Here is a 14,836-nt window from a genome sequence, read left to right as displayed (position 1 = left end):
ACGTGACGGCCCCGTCGGTACGTTGCATGCGTGCTCGAACGCGATGACGTCGATGTCGAAGGTGTTCCCGTCGCGGTGCTGCGCATGGCGCACGGCCCGGTCAACGCGATGGATCTCGAGCTGTGCCAGGCGCTCGCCGAACGGTTCCGCGAGCTGGTGGCCGATCCTGCCCGCGCGGTGGTCGTCACCGGATCGGACCGAGCCTTCTCGGCAGGTGTCGACCTCAAACGTTGCACGGCGGGCGGCGACGCGTACGTCGAGAAGTTCCTCCCGGCGCTCGCCGACGCGTTCCGGGCCGCCTTCGAGCTGCCGAAGCCGCTCGTCGCGGCGGTGAACGGGCCCGCGATCGCCGGTGGCTGCGTGCTCGCTGCCTGCGCCGACGTCGTGCTGATGGCCGAGGGCTCTGCCCGGATCGGGGTGCCCGAGCTCAAGGTCGGGGTGCCGTTCCCCCGCATCGCGCTGGAGGTGCTCGGCGCCGCGGTGGGTGAGCGGGGTGTGCGCGAGCTCGTGATGGGCGCGCAGACCTACCCGCCGGAGCGGGCCGCGCAGCTCGGGCTGGTCCACGACGTCGTCCCCGCGGCCGAGCTGGGGTCGCGGGCGGTGGCAGCGGCGGCCGCGCTGGCGGGCGACGTCCCGCCCGACACGTTCGCCACCGCCAAGGGACAGCTGCGGCGCGCCGCGCTGGAGCGGACCGACCGCTACGCCGACGAGGACGAGCCGGTGGCGACCCTGTGGAAGCGGCACATCGCCGACGGCTGGGTGGCGCGGTACCTGGCCTCGGTCACCGGACGCCGCTGACCCACCGCCTCGGATCCTGCCGAGGGGCCGTCACCGGGCGGTGAGGGTGTCGATCACCGATTCGATGTACGCGGGTATGCCGGCCCCGGTCGGCGCCGCGTCCGGGGTGGCGTGGGCGAGCTGCGCGTGGCCGAGGTAGGCGGTGTAGGCGAGCAGGCTCCGCTGCCGGGCCTCGTCCGGTGGGAAGCCGAGCTCGCCGAACATCCGGGACAGGTAGTCGAGACGGCGTGCGGTGATCCGGGCCAGCACGGGGGCGACCAGCGGGTGGTCGGCGCTGGGTTGCAGCGCGAGCTCGACGCTCGACGCCGGGCGCTCGATGCCTGCGCCCAGGGCCACTGCGAGCAGCATGCGCAGCCTGCGGGGGACGTCCGGCTCGGTCTCGACGAGCGTGATCACGTCGTCGGTCTCGGTGCGTTCCCACTCCAGCAGGGCGGCCTGCAGCAGCGCGTCCCGGCTGTCGAAGTGCCAGTAGAAGCTGCCCTTGGTCGTGCCGAGGGACGCCGCGATCGGCTCCACCGCCACCGCCGCGACCCCTCCGCGGGCCAGTGCCTCGAGCGCGGCCGACGTCCAGTCGCGCGCGGTGAGGCGCTTCCGACCGGGCATTTCCGTACGGTAGCGTACAGACATTCCATACGGTGGCGTACGGAGGTGGCCCGGTGGTGCGCAACGTCCACGCGCGGATCGTTCATGCTCCGGTCGAGCAGGTCGGTCCGCTGCTCGACCGGCTCGGCGGGCCCGACGACGTGCTGTGGCCGACACCGGGCTGGCACCCGATGCTGCTGGACGGTCCGGTGGCCGTCGGGGCGGCGGGCGGGCACGGCGCGATCCGCTATCGCGTCACCGGCCACGAGCCCGGCCGCACGGTCGAGTTCGAGTTCACCCCCGGGCCGGGGATCCACGGGTGGCACACGTTCTCGGTCGAGCCCGCGGGGCCGGACCGCACCGCGCTGCGTCACGTCGCCGAGGCCCGGTTCTCCGGCGTGATGCGGCTGGCGTGGCCGCTCGCCGTCCGCTGGGCGCACGACGCGGTGCTCGAGGAGCTGCTCGACAACGCCGAGCGCGCCGTCGGGGCCGAGCCCGTTCGCCCGGCCCGCCGGTCGGCGTGGGTGCGGGTGCTGCGCGCGATGTGGACGCCCCGGTCCCGGCCCACGGAGCCGCAGCACACCCCGCTGCTGGACGGCGCGCTGCCCCGCGTCGACGCGATGGACGCGCAGGCCGTCGCCGCCCTTCCCGGCATGCCGCTCGACCCGCAGGTGTGGGCGGACGCGTTGTTCCGCGACCCACCGCGCTGGGTTCTCGCTGCCCTCGGGCTGCGTGAACTGCTGGTCGGGCTCGTCGGCATCGACCGCGGTGGCCCCGGTGCGTTCGACACGCTCGCGCGCACCGACAACGAGGTCCTGCTCGGCGCGGACTCCAACCACCTCGACTTCCGGGCGTCCGTGCGTCGCGAGCCGGACCGCGTCGTGCTGACCACGGTCGTGCAGCTGCACAACCTGCGCGGACGGCTCTACTGGGCGCTGGTGCGGCCCGTGCATCCGATCGTCGTGCGGGCGATGTTCACCCGCGCGGCGCGCCGGCTCTCGGGGGTGACGCCGCGGAAACCGGTGGACCGATCGGCGTGAATGCGGTGATCTCGACCCGTGGTGAACGGAGGCGGGGCCCGGCTCGGTATCGACGAGGTGCCGGAGCGCGTGCGCCGGGCGATCGAGGAGATCCTCGGCGCCCCGGTCGTGGCGGCGCACTCCCAGCCCGGCGGGTTCTCGCCCGGCCTCGCCGCGCGCCTCGTGCTCGCCGACGGACGACGCGCGTTCGCCAAGGCGGTGGGTGCGGAGCGCAACCCGGACGCCCCGGTCTTCCACCGGCGCGAGGTGGAGGTGCTCGCCGCCCTGCCGCCCGACCTGCCCGTGCCGAGGCTCCTCGGCAGCTACGACGACGGCGACTGGGTGGCGCTCGTCGTCGAGGACGTCGACGGGGAGGCACCCGCCGAGCCGTGGCACCCTGCCCAGCTCGCCAGGGTCGTCGAGGCGATGGCGGAGCTCGCCGACCGGCTCACCCCCAGCCCGATCGCACGCGGGCCGGTCGCCTCGCTCGACGAGAAGGCGTTCCGGGGCTGGCGGACCCTCGCCGCCGACCCGTCCGCGGCCGCCCCACTCGGCCCGGTGGTGTGCGCCCGGCTCGACGAGCTCGCCGCGATCGAGGAGGGCTGGACGGCCGCCGCCGAGGGACGCTCGCTGGTGCACGGCGACCTGCGCGCCGACAACATCCTGCTGACGCCCGACGAGGTGGTCTTCGTCGACTGGCCGCACGCCCGGATCGGCGCGCCGTGGCTCGACCTGCTGTTCCTGCTGCCCAGCGCCGCGGCCACCGGCACCGACCCGGAGGAGGTCTGGGCCGCCTACCCGCCGGCGCGGGCCGCCGATCCGGACGCGGTCACGGCCGTTCTCGTCGCGCTGACGGGGTTCTTCCTGCGCCAGTCGGTGCTGCCGCCACCGCCGAACCTGGAGAAGGTGCGGGCGTTCCAGCGGGTGCAGGGCGAGGCGGCGCTGCGCTGGGTGGACGCGCGGATTCGCTGATTCAGGGCAGGCCTGCGAGATCGGCCATCGTCTGCATCTGGTGGTCGAAGTGGCCTGCCGGGTCCTCGAACATCCCCGCAAGCCGGCCGAACACCTCGAAGCTCACCAGCCCGAAGAGCTGGCTCCACGCCGCCAGCCCGGCGAGCAGTGCCGGGTCGCTCGGGCGGGCGTCCGGGGGCGGGCCGGGTGCCTGCGCGACGATCCGGTCGAGATCCGCGTGCAGGGCCGGGGCGACCGGTGCGCCCCCCGCGTCCGCCTCGGCGGCCACCCGGACCAGCGCCACGACCACGCGCGACGCGGGCGGCACCGTGTCGGAGGGTGCCGTGTAGCCGGGCACCGGCGTGCCGTAGAGCAGCGCGTACTCGGCGGGGTGGTCCAGCGCCCAGCGCCGCACCGCCCGGCAGAGCGCCATCCAGCGGGCCCGCAGGTCGGCCGGGTCCTCGGCGGCCTCCGCCGCATCCGCGGCCGCGCCGAGCTCGTCGTACGCCTCCGTGATGAGCGCGGTGAGCAGGGCGTCGCGGCCGTCGAAGTAGCGGTAGAGCGCGGACGGCACCATCTCGAGGTCGCGCGCCACCGCGCGGAGGGTCAGGCCGGGGCCGTCGATCGCCAGGCGGCGGCGGGCGGCGGCCTTGATCTCTTCCACGAGCTCGGCGCGCACCCGGGCGCGCAGGGACGGGGCGGGCACGCAGCGAGGGTGCCACACGGGCAGAGCGCGTGCACGGAAGGAGAACATTGTTCTTGGAAGGCAGACCCGGTTGCGCTAATCTCGCGGTGAGAACACTGTTCTCGCATCGGAACGAGCTTCTGGAGGTAGGCCCGTGGCGCTGCATGTGATCGTGGGAGCGGGTGCCGTGGGAGTGGCGACAGCGCACCTGCTCGCCGAGCGCGGTGAGCAGGTGCGGCTGGTCAGTCGCCGAGGCACCGGGCCGGAGCACCCGTCTGTCGAGCAGGTGGCGGCGGACGCGACCGACTCCGCCGCACTCGCCCGCGTCGCCCGGGGCGCGGTCGCCCTCTACAACTGCGCCGCGCCGCCGTACCACCGCTGGACGCTCGAGTGGCCGCCGCTGGCGGACGCTCTGCTCGACGCGGCCGAGGCATGCGGCGTCGTTCTCGTCTCGGCCGGCAACCTCTACCTGTACGGCCCGGTCGACGGTCCGCTCACCGAGGACCTGCCCCCGCGGCCGGTCGGCCCGAAGGCGCGGGTGCGGGCCCGGATGTGGCAGGACGCGCTCGCCCGGCACGAGGCGGGCCGGATCCGGACGGCGGATGTGCGGGCCTCCGACCACCTCGGCGCCGGGAGCCAGTCCCTGCTCACGCTCGCGGTGCTGCCCCGGGTGCTCGCGGGCGAGCGGGCGAGCGTGCCCGCCGACCTCGACGCCCCGCACACCTGGACCGCGGTCGGCGACGTCGCCCGCGCCCTCGTCGCCGTCGCCGACGACGAGCGGACCTGGGGCCGGGCGTGGCACGTGCCGAGCGCGCCGCCGCTGTCCCTCCGCGAGGTCGTCACCCGCGCGTGCGCGCTCGCCGGCGCGCCGCAGCCTCGGCTGTCGACGATGCCCGGGCTCGTCCTGTGGCTCGGCGGGCTGGGGGACCCGCTGGTCCGCGAGCTGCGGGAGACCCAGTACCAGTTCCGCAGGCCGTTCGTCATGGACTCGACGGCCGCCACCGCGGCCCTGGGCATCACGGCGACACCGATCGAGGAGAGCCTGACCGAGACGGTTCGCGGAGTGACGCCCGCACGCCGCTGAGGCCTCCGGAGAACGACCGCACACACCCTGTCGAGACCGCACAGATGCCGCGCCGTCCGCGCGGCACGCACGAGGTGTGTGCCGTGCCTCAGTCGGCCCGCAGCGGGGCAGGGTCGCCCAGTGCGTCCGCGATCGGCGGCGGGATCTCGCGCTTGCCGGAGCCGTCGGTGGCGATCACCACGTAGACGGTGCGACCCGAGCACGTGACCTCGTGCCCGTCGCGCCGCACCTCGAAGTCGAGGGCGAAGCTGGTGCGTCCGATGCGGGCGGTCGACACGGCCACCTCCGCCCGGTCCTGCCAGCGCAGCCCGGACCTCCAGTCGATCTCCGACCGCACCAGCTGCACGTCGTAGCCCGCCTCGATCATCTTCTGGTACGGCAGCCCGCGCGCGGTGAGGAACGCGGACATGGCCTCGTCGAAGTAGGTCAGGTACCAGCCGTTGAACACGACGCCCTGGGCGTCGACCTCCATGTACCGGACGGTGAAGGGGAAGGTGAAGACGTCGCTCATGGCCGGGGCTGCTCCGCGTTCACGCGACGCGACGCTACCCGGGACCACGACTCGGGCGCACTCACGCCGCGACTCGCGTGCACGGAGGGCGACGACTCGCGTCAGCGGGCGGCACTGCCGAGCGCTCGGCCGAGGAAGGCCGTGACGTCGTCCAGGACCTCGTCCTTGTTGGTCTCGTTGAAGACCTCGTGCCGCGCGCCGGGGTAGACCTTCTCCTCGAACACCACACCGCGCAGGGCCTCGATGCCCTCGCGGGTGGCGTCGACCGGGACGAGCTGGTCGTCCTCGCCGTGCACCCAGAGGGTGGGGAGTGCGCCGAGCGGGCCCTCGTCGCGGATGCGCTCGAGGCACGCGACGATCGCCTCGAGGGTGGGGCGCTGGAAGCGGCCGTGCCACACGAGCGGGTCGTCGGCGTACGCCTTGCCCACCTCCGGGTCGCGGGAGAGCGTGTCGGGGTCGATCGGGGTGTCCGGGATCTCGTCGAGGGTGAGCAGCCCGCTCGCCGCGTCCCACCGGCCGAGTACGGGGCCGGACAGCACGAGGGCGGCCAGCTCGTGGCCGTACCGCTGCGCGTAGCGGGCGGCGATCATCCCACCCATCGAGTGCCCGACGAGCACGGTGGGCAGCTTCGGGTCGCGGACCCTCGCGGCGAGCTCGTGGAAGTCGCTCACCACCGGCTCGTAGTCGGCGATCAGCACCCGCTCGCCCGCGCTCCTGCCGTGGCCGACGTGGTCGATGCCGTGTACGACCGCTCCGTGGCGCACGAGGGCGTCGGCGACGTGCTCGTACCGGCCGATGTGCTCGCCGTAGCCGTGGCAGAGCAGCGCGATGTAGCGCGCGTCGGGGCGCGGCCAGGTGCGGGCGGTGAGCTCGCCGGCATGACCCGCGAAGGTCCACTCCTCCGATTCGGACACCTCGTCCTCCTCAATCGCCCAACCGTTCCCGGATCGTCCGGTTCACCGCGCGCCCGAACGCCGTGACCAGCCCGAGCACCGTGACCGGCTTGAGCTGGGACAGCGCCGCCGCGAGGCGGTTCCGCTCGTCGGCGCGGTGGCCGCGGTCGCGGTAGGGCTGCAGCACCTCGTCCTGGAACATCGCCATCAGATCCTCGGCCAGGGCCGTGGTGTGTTTCTCGATGAGCCCGTGTGCGCGCCGCCACACGTCCGTCGGCAGATCCGACTCGATCACGGTGAGGGCGCTGCCGAGCGTGCCGGCACCGTGCAGCTGGAAGCGGTCGTCGGGCAACGGTGTGACGGCGCCGAGGTCGCGCAGCGAGTCGACGTCCTCGGCCGACAGGGCGCGGCCGGCGCGCTTCTCCAGCTCGGCCCGGTCGACCTCCTCGATCTCCTCCGGCACCCACGGGGTGAGCAGCGCGCGGTGCAGCGCCAGCTCCGCGTGCCCCGCGTGCCGGGGGAGGCGTTCCAGGTGGCCCTCGATCGCGGAGAGGGTGAACCCCAGCGCGGACAGCTCGCTCACCAGCTCCAGCCGGGCGAGGTGGTCGGGCCCGTACAGACCGGTGCGGCCGCGCAGCTGCGGCGGGGGGAGCAGCCCACGCGCGGCGTAGTACCGGATGTTGCGGACCGTGATGCCCGAGCGGTCGGCGAGCTGGTCGATCGTGAGGAGCTCGCCCCGGTCGGGTAGCGATGGTGCCGCCATGGGCCGCAGATTACGGCACCGCTTGACCTATGTGACAGCGCTGCTGTAACAAAGCGGGAGAGGTCCCACCCTGTCGTCGAGGAAGAGGTTCCCATGGCAGAGATGCCCGAGGCGTACGTCTACGACGCCATCCGCACCCCTCGCGGCCGGGGCAAGGCCTCCGGCTCGCTCTACGAGACGAAGCCGGTGTCGCTCGTGGTCGGGCTCATCCACGAGCTGCGCGCCCGCTACCCGGAGCTCGACCCGGCCGCGATCGACGACGTCGTGCTCGGCGTCGTCTCGCCGATCGGCGACCAGGGTGGCGACATCGCCAAGACCGCCGCGATCCTCGCCGGCCTCCCGGAGACCACCGCGGGCGTGCAGCACAACCGGTTCTGCGCCTCCGGGCTCGACGCAGTCAACAGTGCTGCCCACCAGGTGCGCGCCGGCATGGCCGACTTCGTGCTCGCAGGCGGCGTCGAGAGCATGTCCCGGGTGCCGATGGGCTCCGACGGGGGCGCGTGGGCGATGGACCCGGAGACCTCCTACGAAACCGGCTTCGTACCGCAGGGCATCGGCGCCGACCTCATCGCCACCCTCGAGGGCTGGGGCCGCGACGACGTCGACGCCTACGCGCTGGAGTCGCAGACCCGCGCCGCGAAGGCATGGGCCAACGGGTACTTCGCGCGCTCGGTGGTGCCGGTCGAGGACCGCAACGGCCTCGTGGTGCTCGACCGCGACGAGCACGTGCGCGCCGGCACCACACTCGACGCGCTCGGCGGGCTCCAGCCCTCGTTCGCCATGGTCGGCGACCAGGGTGGCTTCGACGCCGTCGCGCTGCAGCGCTACCACTGGGTCGAGAAGATCGACCACGTCCACACCGCAGGCAACTCGTCCGGCATCGTCGACGGAGCCGCGCTCGTGCTCATCGGCACCGAGGCCGCCGGCAAGGCTGCCGGGCTCACCCCGCGGGCCCGGATCGTGTCCACCGCCCTGTCCGGGGCGGACCCGACGATCATGCTCACCGGCCCGGCGCCTGCCACGCGCAAGGCACTCGCCCGGGCGGGGATGACCGCCGACCAGATCGACCTGTTCGAGATGAACGAGGCCTTCGCCGCCGTCGTGCTGCGGTTCATGAAGGACATGGGCGTGCCGCACGAGAAGGTCAACGTCAACGGCGGCGCGATCGCCATGGGCCACCCGCTCGGCGCCACCGGCGCCATGATCCTCGGCACCCTGATCGACGAGCTCGAACGCCGCGACCAGCGCTTCGGCGTCGCCACGCTCTGCGTCGGCGGAGGCATGGGCATCGCCACCGTCGTCGAGCGCCTCTCCTGACCGATATTCCATACGTGCCTTGCGAAGCGGTGCGGGTAGCGGAACCTCAGACGCCTTCTCGCTCCGGGATCGCCTCCTCATGAATGCCAATTCACCACGTCGGCGCTGTCCTCGCGAGAAGGCGCCTGAGAACCCGCGGCGGTGCCGGCTGCGTGCTCTCACAGGCGGCTTCGCCGCCAACAGAACACGAAGGGACCTCGAACCGTGACTGAGCAGAAGGCCGTCCGCTGGGAGAAGGGCGGGGACGGGATCGTCGTCGTCACCCTCGACGACCCGGGCCGCAGCGCCAACACCATGAACGACGGCTACCTCGAGGCGATGGGCGAGTGCGTCGACGCGCTGGTGGCCGACAAGGACACCATCACCGGGGTGATCGTCACCTCGGCGAAGAAGACGTTCTTCGCCGGCGGTGACCTCGACAGCCTGATCAAGGCGACGCCCGCCGACGCGGGGGCGGTCATGGAGAAGTCCATGACCATCAAGAAGCAGCTGCGGAAGCTGGAGACGCTGGGCAAGCCGGTCGTGGCCGCCATGAACGGCACCGCGCTCGGGGGTGGGCTCGAGATCGGGCTGGCCTGCCACCACCGGATCGGGCTCGACGCCAAGGGCGTGGTCTACGGGCAGCCCGAGGTGACGCTGGGCCTGTTGCCGGGCGCCGGCGGGATCGTGCGGACCGTGCGCATGCTGGGCATCGCGAACGCCGTGATGAACGTGCTGGTGCAGGGCCAGCGGCACAAGCCGGCCAAGGCCCTCGAGATCGGCATCATCGACGAGCTGGCGTCGAGCGACGAGGAGATGCTGGAGAAGGCGCGCGCCTGGATCGCCGCGCACCCCGAGTCGAGGCAGCCGTGGGAGGAGCCGGGCTACCGGATCCCGGGCGGCACCCCGTCGTCGCCGAAGCTCGCCTCGATCCTGCCTGCGTTCCCGGCCAACCTGCGCAAGCAGCTCAAGGGCGCGCCGATGCCCGCACCGCGCAACATCCTCGCCGCGGCCGTCGAGAGCACGCAGGTCGACGTCGACACCGCGTTCCGCATCGAGGCCCGCTACTTCGCGGAGCTGGTCACGGGGCAGACGTCGAAGAACATGATCAAGGCGTTCTACTACGACCTGCAGGCGATCAACGGCGGCAAGTCCCGGCCGGACGGTCACGAGGCGTGGCAGCCCACCAAGGTCGCGGTGCTCGGCGCCGGGATGATGGGCGCGGGGATCGCCTACGTCTGCGCGCTCGCCGGCTGGGAGGTCGTGCTCAAGGACGTCTCGCTCGAGGCGGCCGAGAAGGGCAAGGCCTACTCCGAGGGGCTCGTCGCGAAGGGCGTCAAGCGCGGGAAGACCACCCTCGAGAAGGGCGAGGCGCTCCTGCAGCGGATCACGCCCACCGCCGACTACAACGAGCTCGCAGGCTGCGACATGATCATCGAAGCCGTGTTCGAGTCGATGCAGCTCAAGCAGGAGGTCTTCCGCGAGGCGATGAAGGTCGTCGAGCCGGATGCCTTGCTCTGCTCCAACACGTCGACCCTGCCGATCAGCGAGCTCGCCGCAGGCCTGGACCGTCAGGGCGACTTCATCGGGCTGCACTTCTTCTCACCGGTCGACAAGATGCCGCTCGTGGAGATCATCCGTGGCGAGCGGACCTCGGACGCGTCGGTCGCGAAGGCGTTCGACGTCACGCTCGCGATCAAGAAGACCCCGATCGTCGTCAACGACAGCCGCGGGTTCTTCACCAGCCGCGTGATCGGCACCTTCCTCAACGAGGGCGTCGCGATGCTGGCCGAGGGCATCGACCCGCAGACGATCGAGCAGGCCTCCTCGCAGGCCGGCTACCCGGCGCCGGTCCTGCAGCTGATGGACGAGCTCACGCTCACGCTGCCGCAGAAGATCCGCAACGAGTCCAAGGCGGCCGTCGAGGCGGCAGGCGGCACCTGGGAGCCGCACCCCGCCGAGGCGATCATCGACCGGCTGGTCGCGGAGTTCGACCGCAAGGGCAAGAGCACCGGCGCCGGCTTCTACGAGTACGCCGACGGCAGGCGCACCCGCCTCTGGCCGGGCCTGCGCACCGAGCTCGGCGCCACGAACCACGACGTCGACCTGCACGAGCTCTCCGAGCGCATGCTGTTCGTCGAGGCCATCGAGACGCAGAAGTGCTTCGACGAGGGCGTGCTCACCACGGACTCCGACGCCAACATCGGCTCGATCTTCGGCATCGGGTTCCCGCCGTGGACCGGCGGCGTGGTGCAGTACGTCGAGGGCTACCCCGGCGGCGTGGCCGGCTTCGTGGCGCGGGCCGACGAGCTGGCGAAGCGCTACGGCTCCCGCTTCGAGGTCCCGGCAAGCCTCAGAACCCGAGCGACGGCGGCGTAGCCCCGGTAGTTGTCAGCAAATCCACTTTCACGACGTCAGGCGTCAGGAAAGTGGCTTTGCTGACGTCCGGTGCACCGCGTCGCGCACCACCTCCGACAGATCGCCCGTTCGGGCGAGGACCTCGCGCTGGCGTTGCGCGCCGGTGCCCCTGCGCAGCACGGCGTCGAGCAGCTCGCGCACCAGGTGGAGGTCGCCCGCCTCCTCCAGCGCGGGGGTGGCGTGGGTGATCAGCGCGTCGATCACCGCGGCGGCCGGGGCGGGGCGCCACGTCAGCGGGTCCAGCAGCTCGGCCTCCATGCCCCATCGGCTGGCCCGCCATTCCGCGAGCTGCAGCACCTCCGTGCGGACCGGGTCCGGGGCCGAGCCGCGCGCGGCGTCGTCGGCCGCGGTCTGCACGAGCGCCCTGACGAGCCCGGCCACGAGCACGGCGTCGTCGGGCTCGCGGCAGACGTCCGCCACCCGCACCTCGACGGTCGGGAAGTGCCGCGACAACCGCGCTTCGATGTAGACCATCCCCTCGTCGAGCAGCGTGTCGGTGGCCAGTGCCGTGGCGACGAACGCCCGGTACTCCTCCGCGGAGCCGAACGGCGAGTACGGGCCCGCACACGGCCAGCGCTGCCAGGCCTGCGTGCGGTAGCTGCGGTATCCGGAGTCGTTTCCGTTCCAGAACGGGGAGTTGGCCGACAGCGCGAGCAGCGGCGCGAGCCACGGCCGGATCCGGTCGAGCACGGCGACGCCCTCGTCCGGCGAGTCGACCTCGACGTGGACGTGGCAGCCGCACGTGAGCCCCTCCGCGACGGTGAGCCCGAACCGGCTCGCCATCTCCGCGTACCGCAGTGACGGCGTGATCGTCGGGGACACCGTGAGCGGTGAGGTCGCGATCGGCACGAGTGCCGCTCCCACGTCGTCGGCGGCCGCCGCTGCCGTGGAGCGGGTCGACCGGATCTGCGCCGATAGTTCGCCGAGCGTGCGGCACGGCCTCGTCGCGGTCTCCAGCTGTTCCTGCTGCAGCTCCCCGGTGAGCTCGGCCTCCGCGGACATCGCGAGCACGGCCTGCCCCACTGCCTTCGGCTGCCCCGTCACGGGGTCGACCAGCAGGAACTCTTCTTCGACGCCGAGCGTCCGCATCGTCACGGGGAGGAGGTACCCGGCTGTCCCACTGTTCGATACCGGACATCTTGGGCACTCTTGAGCCGTGGCCGGCTGGGTGTTCTCGATCATCGACGGACTGGGGGCAGCGGGTGTGGGGCTGCTGATCCTGCTCGAGAACATCATTCCGCCGATCCCGTCCGAGGTGATCCTCCCGCTCGCGGGCTTCCGGGCACGTACCGGCGGCGTGAACGTCGTCGCGGTGTGGCCCGCGGCCACGGCCGGGTCCGTGCTCGGTGCGCTGCTGCTCTACGGCTTCGGGGCGCGGCTGGGCTACGACCGGTTGCACCGGCTCGCCGGCCACCGGTGGTTCGTCTTCGTGAGCCAGAAGGACCTGGACCGGGGTGAGCGGGTCTTCGAGCGGCACGGGGGCAAGGTCGTGCTGCTGGCCCGGTGCGTCCCGTTCCTGCGCAGCGCGGTCTCGATCCCGGCCGGGATCGCCGGGATGCCGCTGCCGCGCTTCGTGGTGCTCACCGCCGTCGGGAGCGGGATCTGGAACGCGGCCTTCATCGCGCTCGGCTGGGTGCTGGGGGAGAACTGGGCGCAGGTGGAGGGGGTCCTCGGGCCGGTGAGCTACGTGGTGCTCGGGCTGCTCGGGGTCGGGCTGGTCGTGCTGATCGTGCGGCGGCTCCGTTCGAGGTCGGAGTCGGTTCCCCGGCGGTGACCGACCCACCTGCGAAGTGCCGTCTTCCCGCCACCGACCGGATCGATCAGGCTCCGGGGCATGACAGCGAAGGTCACGTCGTTCGGCGCGATCAAGGACGAGTTCGACGCCTACGTCGGCTCGATCGGGTACGCCACGATGGTCACGGTGGACGCGCGCAACCGCCCGCGGACGAGGGTGCTGATCCCGGTCTGGGAGGTCGTGGACGGCACGCCGCTCGGCTGGCTCGCCACGTACCGGACCCCGGTCAAGGCGGCGCACATCGCAGGCAACCCGCACACGAACTTCTCCTACTGGTCGCCCGGCAACAACTCGGTCGCGGTCGACACGGTCGCGGAGTGGACCGAGGACCTGCAGGTCAAGCACCACGTCTGGGATCTGTACCGGCGGACCAGCCCGCGCGGCGCAGGCTACGACCTCGGCGCCTTCTGGCGCTCGCCGTCCGACCCGCAACTCCACGTCCTGCGCCTGACCCCGTGGCGCATCCAGGTGATCCGCGGCACCGACCTGCGCAGCCGGATCTGGCGGTCCGGGTCCTGAGCCCGCGGGCTCAGGAGCGGGGCGAGACCCGTCCGGCAGGATGAGGGCGTGGGGGTGCGGCTCGCCGGCGTGCGGAAGTCCTACCGGCGCCGCGGCGAGGTCCTCGCGGGGATCGACCTCGAGCTCACCCCGGGTCGTCCGGTCCTCGTGGTGGGCGGGAACGGGACCGGCAAGTCCACGCTGCTGCGGATCGCCGCCGGAGCCAGTGCCCCGACAGCCGGGAGTGTCACCGGCCGGCCGCGGGTGGTCGGGTTCCTCCCCGGCCGGGTGCCCGCGTCCACCCGGATGCCGGCGCGGGCGTACCTGCGCCACATGGCGGCCGTCCACGGCGTGCGTCAGGACGCCGGTGCGCTCCTCGGCGATCTCGGCTTCAGCGGCGATCTCGACGCGCCGGTCGCGCGGCTGTCCACCGGCAACGTGCAGAAGGTCCTGCTCGTTCAGGCGCTCGGCTGCGGGGCCGGCCTGCTGGTGCTGGACGAGCCGTGGTCGGGCCTGGACGCAGGAGCCGCCGCGGCGCTGGACCGGTTGCTGGCGGTGGCGGCCGCGACGACGGCCGTCCTGGTCGCCGACCACACGGGCCGCGCCGCGCAGCAGGCCGGCGCCGCGGTGTTCCGCCTCTCGCGCGGGGTGCTGGCGCCGGAAGCCGTCGCCCCACCGGGGGCCGCGCACACCGTGGTGGAGCTGTCGTGCCCGGGCGATCCCGCCGAGGCGCTGCGCGGCCTGCCCGACGTGCGCGAGTCGTGGCTGGGCGTGGGCTCGCTGACCGTGCGGGTGCCGGTCGACCGCGGTGACGGGCTGCTGGCCGCGGCGCTGGCGCGCGGCTGTTCGGTGCTGAGCGTCCGGCGCGAGGAGGCCCGGCGGTGACCGTGGTGGCCCGGACGCTGGCGGTGGCGCGGTTCCTCGTCGCGGACGTCGCGCGCTCGCAGCGCTTCCTGCTCCCGTTCGTGGCGCACGGCGCCGTACTGGCCGTGCTGTTCGGCGGCGATCCGGGGCCGCCGCCGGGGCCGTGGGCCGTGTCGGCGCTCGCGGTGTACCCGGCAGCCGCGTGGCTCGCCGTGGTCGTGGCCAACACCGAGGCGCCCGAACAGCGCGCCGTCACGATCGCATCGGCGGGCGGTCCCTCCCGGGTCGCGGCCGCCACCCTGCTCGTGGCGCTCGCGGGCGGGCTCGTCCTCGCGGCCCTCTCGGTGGTGCTGCCCGCGGTGGTGAGCCGCTACCCGTACCCGCCTCCGGTGCTGGTGGCGGGCACGCTCGCCCACGTCGCGTGCGCGGCGACGGGCACGGCCGTCGGTCTGCTCGTCGCCCGGCCCGTGGTCACCCGGATCGGCTGGTCGTTCTGCGTCGGCATCGCGGTCGTCATGGCGACGGCGGTGCAGCCGTGGCTGCCGCCCGTCGGCTCCGCCGTCGACGCGCTCCTGTCGGGTCGGCTCCCGGTCGCGGAGGCGGCGCTCGGCGCCGGGCTGGCCGTGGCGGCGGCCGTCGTCTCCTGGGCGCGGGAGATCCGTACGGCCTGAGGACGGGG

Annotated in this window: 16 protein-coding genes; 10 read left to right on the top strand and 6 right to left on the bottom strand. The window is 73.1% G+C overall.

The genetic code is table 11. The features are described from left to right. The first annotated feature begins 30 nt into the window (after window positions 1–30). The gene (locus FHX44_RS13015) at window positions 31–798 is read left to right on the top strand and encodes an enoyl-CoA hydratase/isomerase family protein (RefSeq protein WP_147256039.1); all 768 of its coding nucleotides are present in this window, start codon (window positions 31–33) and stop codon (window positions 796–798) included. 30 nt (window positions 799–828) lie between these two features. Here the strand turns inward: FHX44_RS13015 and FHX44_RS13010 are convergent, their stop codons facing one another. Further along, window positions 829–1,401 (bottom strand): TetR/AcrR family transcriptional regulator, encoded by a 573-nt coding sequence (locus tag FHX44_RS13010; RefSeq protein WP_212612450.1) that lies wholly within the window; start codon window positions 1,399–1,401, stop codon window positions 829–831. 53 nt (window positions 1,402–1,454) lie between these two features. Between FHX44_RS13010 and FHX44_RS13005 the strand changes: the two genes are divergently transcribed. Together FHX44_RS13005 and FHX44_RS13000 are read left to right on the top strand one after the other, a co-directional pair. Next, on the top strand, window positions 1,455–2,420 hold the full coding sequence (locus FHX44_RS13005) for a DUF2867 domain-containing protein (RefSeq protein WP_212612449.1): 966 nt from the start codon (window positions 1,455–1,457) through the stop codon (window positions 2,418–2,420). Window positions 2,421–2,438: 18 nt separating this feature from the next. After that, on the top strand, window positions 2,439–3,371 hold the full coding sequence (locus FHX44_RS13000; protein ID WP_147256036.1) for a phosphotransferase family protein: 933 nt from the start codon (window positions 2,439–2,441) through the stop codon (window positions 3,369–3,371). A 1-nt stretch (window position 3,372) separates the two neighbouring features. Here FHX44_RS13000 and FHX44_RS12995 read toward each other — a convergent pair whose 3' ends face one another. Continuing rightward, window positions 3,373–4,056: a TetR/AcrR family transcriptional regulator gene (locus FHX44_RS12995; protein WP_147256035.1), complete on the bottom strand. Its 684-nt coding sequence runs from the start codon at window positions 4,054–4,056 to the stop codon at window positions 3,373–3,375. A 133-nt stretch (window positions 4,057–4,189) separates the two neighbouring features. On the opposite strand from FHX44_RS12995, the gene FHX44_RS12990 reads away from it, so the two are divergent. Beyond that, window positions 4,190–5,119 carry an NAD-dependent epimerase/dehydratase family protein gene (locus FHX44_RS12990; protein ID WP_147256034.1) on the top strand — a complete coding sequence of 310 codons (930 nt, stop codon included), beginning with the start codon at window positions 4,190–4,192 and terminating at the stop codon, window positions 5,117–5,119. 88 nt (window positions 5,120–5,207) lie between these two features. Here the strand turns inward: FHX44_RS12990 and FHX44_RS12985 are convergent, their stop codons facing one another. The 3 genes from FHX44_RS12985 to FHX44_RS12975 form a co-directional block, all read right to left on the bottom strand. Next, complete coding sequence (locus FHX44_RS12985; RefSeq protein WP_147256033.1) at window positions 5,208–5,630, bottom strand: acyl-CoA thioesterase; 423 nt, start codon at window positions 5,628–5,630, stop codon at window positions 5,208–5,210. A 101-nt stretch (window positions 5,631–5,731) separates the two neighbouring features. Continuing rightward, the gene (locus FHX44_RS12980; RefSeq protein WP_147256032.1) at window positions 5,732–6,544 is read right to left on the bottom strand and encodes an alpha/beta hydrolase; all 813 of its coding nucleotides are present in this window, start codon (window positions 6,542–6,544) and stop codon (window positions 5,732–5,734) included. A 10-nt stretch (window positions 6,545–6,554) separates the two neighbouring features. Beyond that, window positions 6,555–7,286, bottom strand: coding sequence for a MerR family transcriptional regulator (locus tag FHX44_RS12975; RefSeq protein ID WP_147256031.1), 732 nt, complete (start codon window positions 7,284–7,286; stop codon window positions 6,555–6,557). Between the two features lie 102 nt (window positions 7,287–7,388). On the opposite strand from FHX44_RS12975, the gene FHX44_RS12970 reads away from it, so the two are divergent. Both FHX44_RS12970 and FHX44_RS12965 read left to right on the top strand, forming a co-directional pair. After that, the gene (locus FHX44_RS12970; RefSeq protein WP_147261142.1) at window positions 7,389–8,603 is read left to right on the top strand and encodes an acetyl-CoA C-acetyltransferase; all 1,215 of its coding nucleotides are present in this window, start codon (window positions 7,389–7,391) and stop codon (window positions 8,601–8,603) included. Window positions 8,604–8,807: 204 nt separating this feature from the next. Continuing rightward, window positions 8,808–10,961, top strand: coding sequence for a 3-hydroxyacyl-CoA dehydrogenase NAD-binding domain-containing protein (locus tag FHX44_RS12965; RefSeq protein WP_147256030.1), 2,154 nt, complete (start codon window positions 8,808–8,810; stop codon window positions 10,959–10,961). Between the two features lie 42 nt (window positions 10,962–11,003). Here the strand turns inward: FHX44_RS12965 and FHX44_RS12960 are convergent, their stop codons facing one another. Continuing rightward, the gene (locus FHX44_RS12960) at window positions 11,004–12,089 is read right to left on the bottom strand and encodes a glutamate--cysteine ligase (RefSeq protein ID WP_147261141.1); all 1,086 of its coding nucleotides are present in this window, start codon (window positions 12,087–12,089) and stop codon (window positions 11,004–11,006) included. Window positions 12,090–12,156: 67 nt separating this feature from the next. On the opposite strand from FHX44_RS12960, the gene FHX44_RS12955 reads away from it, so the two are divergent. The 4 genes from FHX44_RS12955 to FHX44_RS12940 are packed head-to-tail and all read left to right on the top strand — an operon-like array spanning window position 12,157 to window position 14,828. Then, window positions 12,157–12,774 carry a DedA family protein gene (locus FHX44_RS12955; protein ID WP_246170347.1) on the top strand — a complete coding sequence of 206 codons (618 nt, stop codon included), beginning with the start codon at window positions 12,157–12,159 and terminating at the stop codon, window positions 12,772–12,774. A gap of 60 nt (window positions 12,775–12,834) precedes the next feature. Beyond that, window positions 12,835–13,314 carry a pyridoxamine 5'-phosphate oxidase family protein gene (locus tag FHX44_RS12950; protein WP_147256029.1) on the top strand — a complete coding sequence of 160 codons (480 nt, stop codon included), beginning with the start codon at window positions 12,835–12,837 and terminating at the stop codon, window positions 13,312–13,314. A 48-nt stretch (window positions 13,315–13,362) separates the two neighbouring features. Continuing rightward, window positions 13,363–14,178: an ATP-binding cassette domain-containing protein gene (locus FHX44_RS12945; protein ID WP_147256028.1), complete on the top strand. Its 816-nt coding sequence runs from the start codon at window positions 13,363–13,365 to the stop codon at window positions 14,176–14,178. Then, window positions 14,175–14,828 (top strand): hypothetical protein, encoded by a 654-nt coding sequence (locus FHX44_RS12940; protein ID WP_147256027.1) that lies wholly within the window; start codon window positions 14,175–14,177, stop codon window positions 14,826–14,828. Before FHX44_RS12945 ends, FHX44_RS12940 begins: the two co-directional genes overlap by 4 nt. The last annotated feature ends 8 nt before the right edge of the window (window positions 14,829–14,836 follow it).

This window comes from Pseudonocardia hierapolitana, from assembly GCF_007994075.1.
GTDB lineage: Bacteria > Actinomycetota > Actinomycetes > Mycobacteriales > Pseudonocardiaceae > Pseudonocardia > Pseudonocardia hierapolitana.
This window is presented reverse-complemented; position numbering and strand designations above follow the sequence as displayed.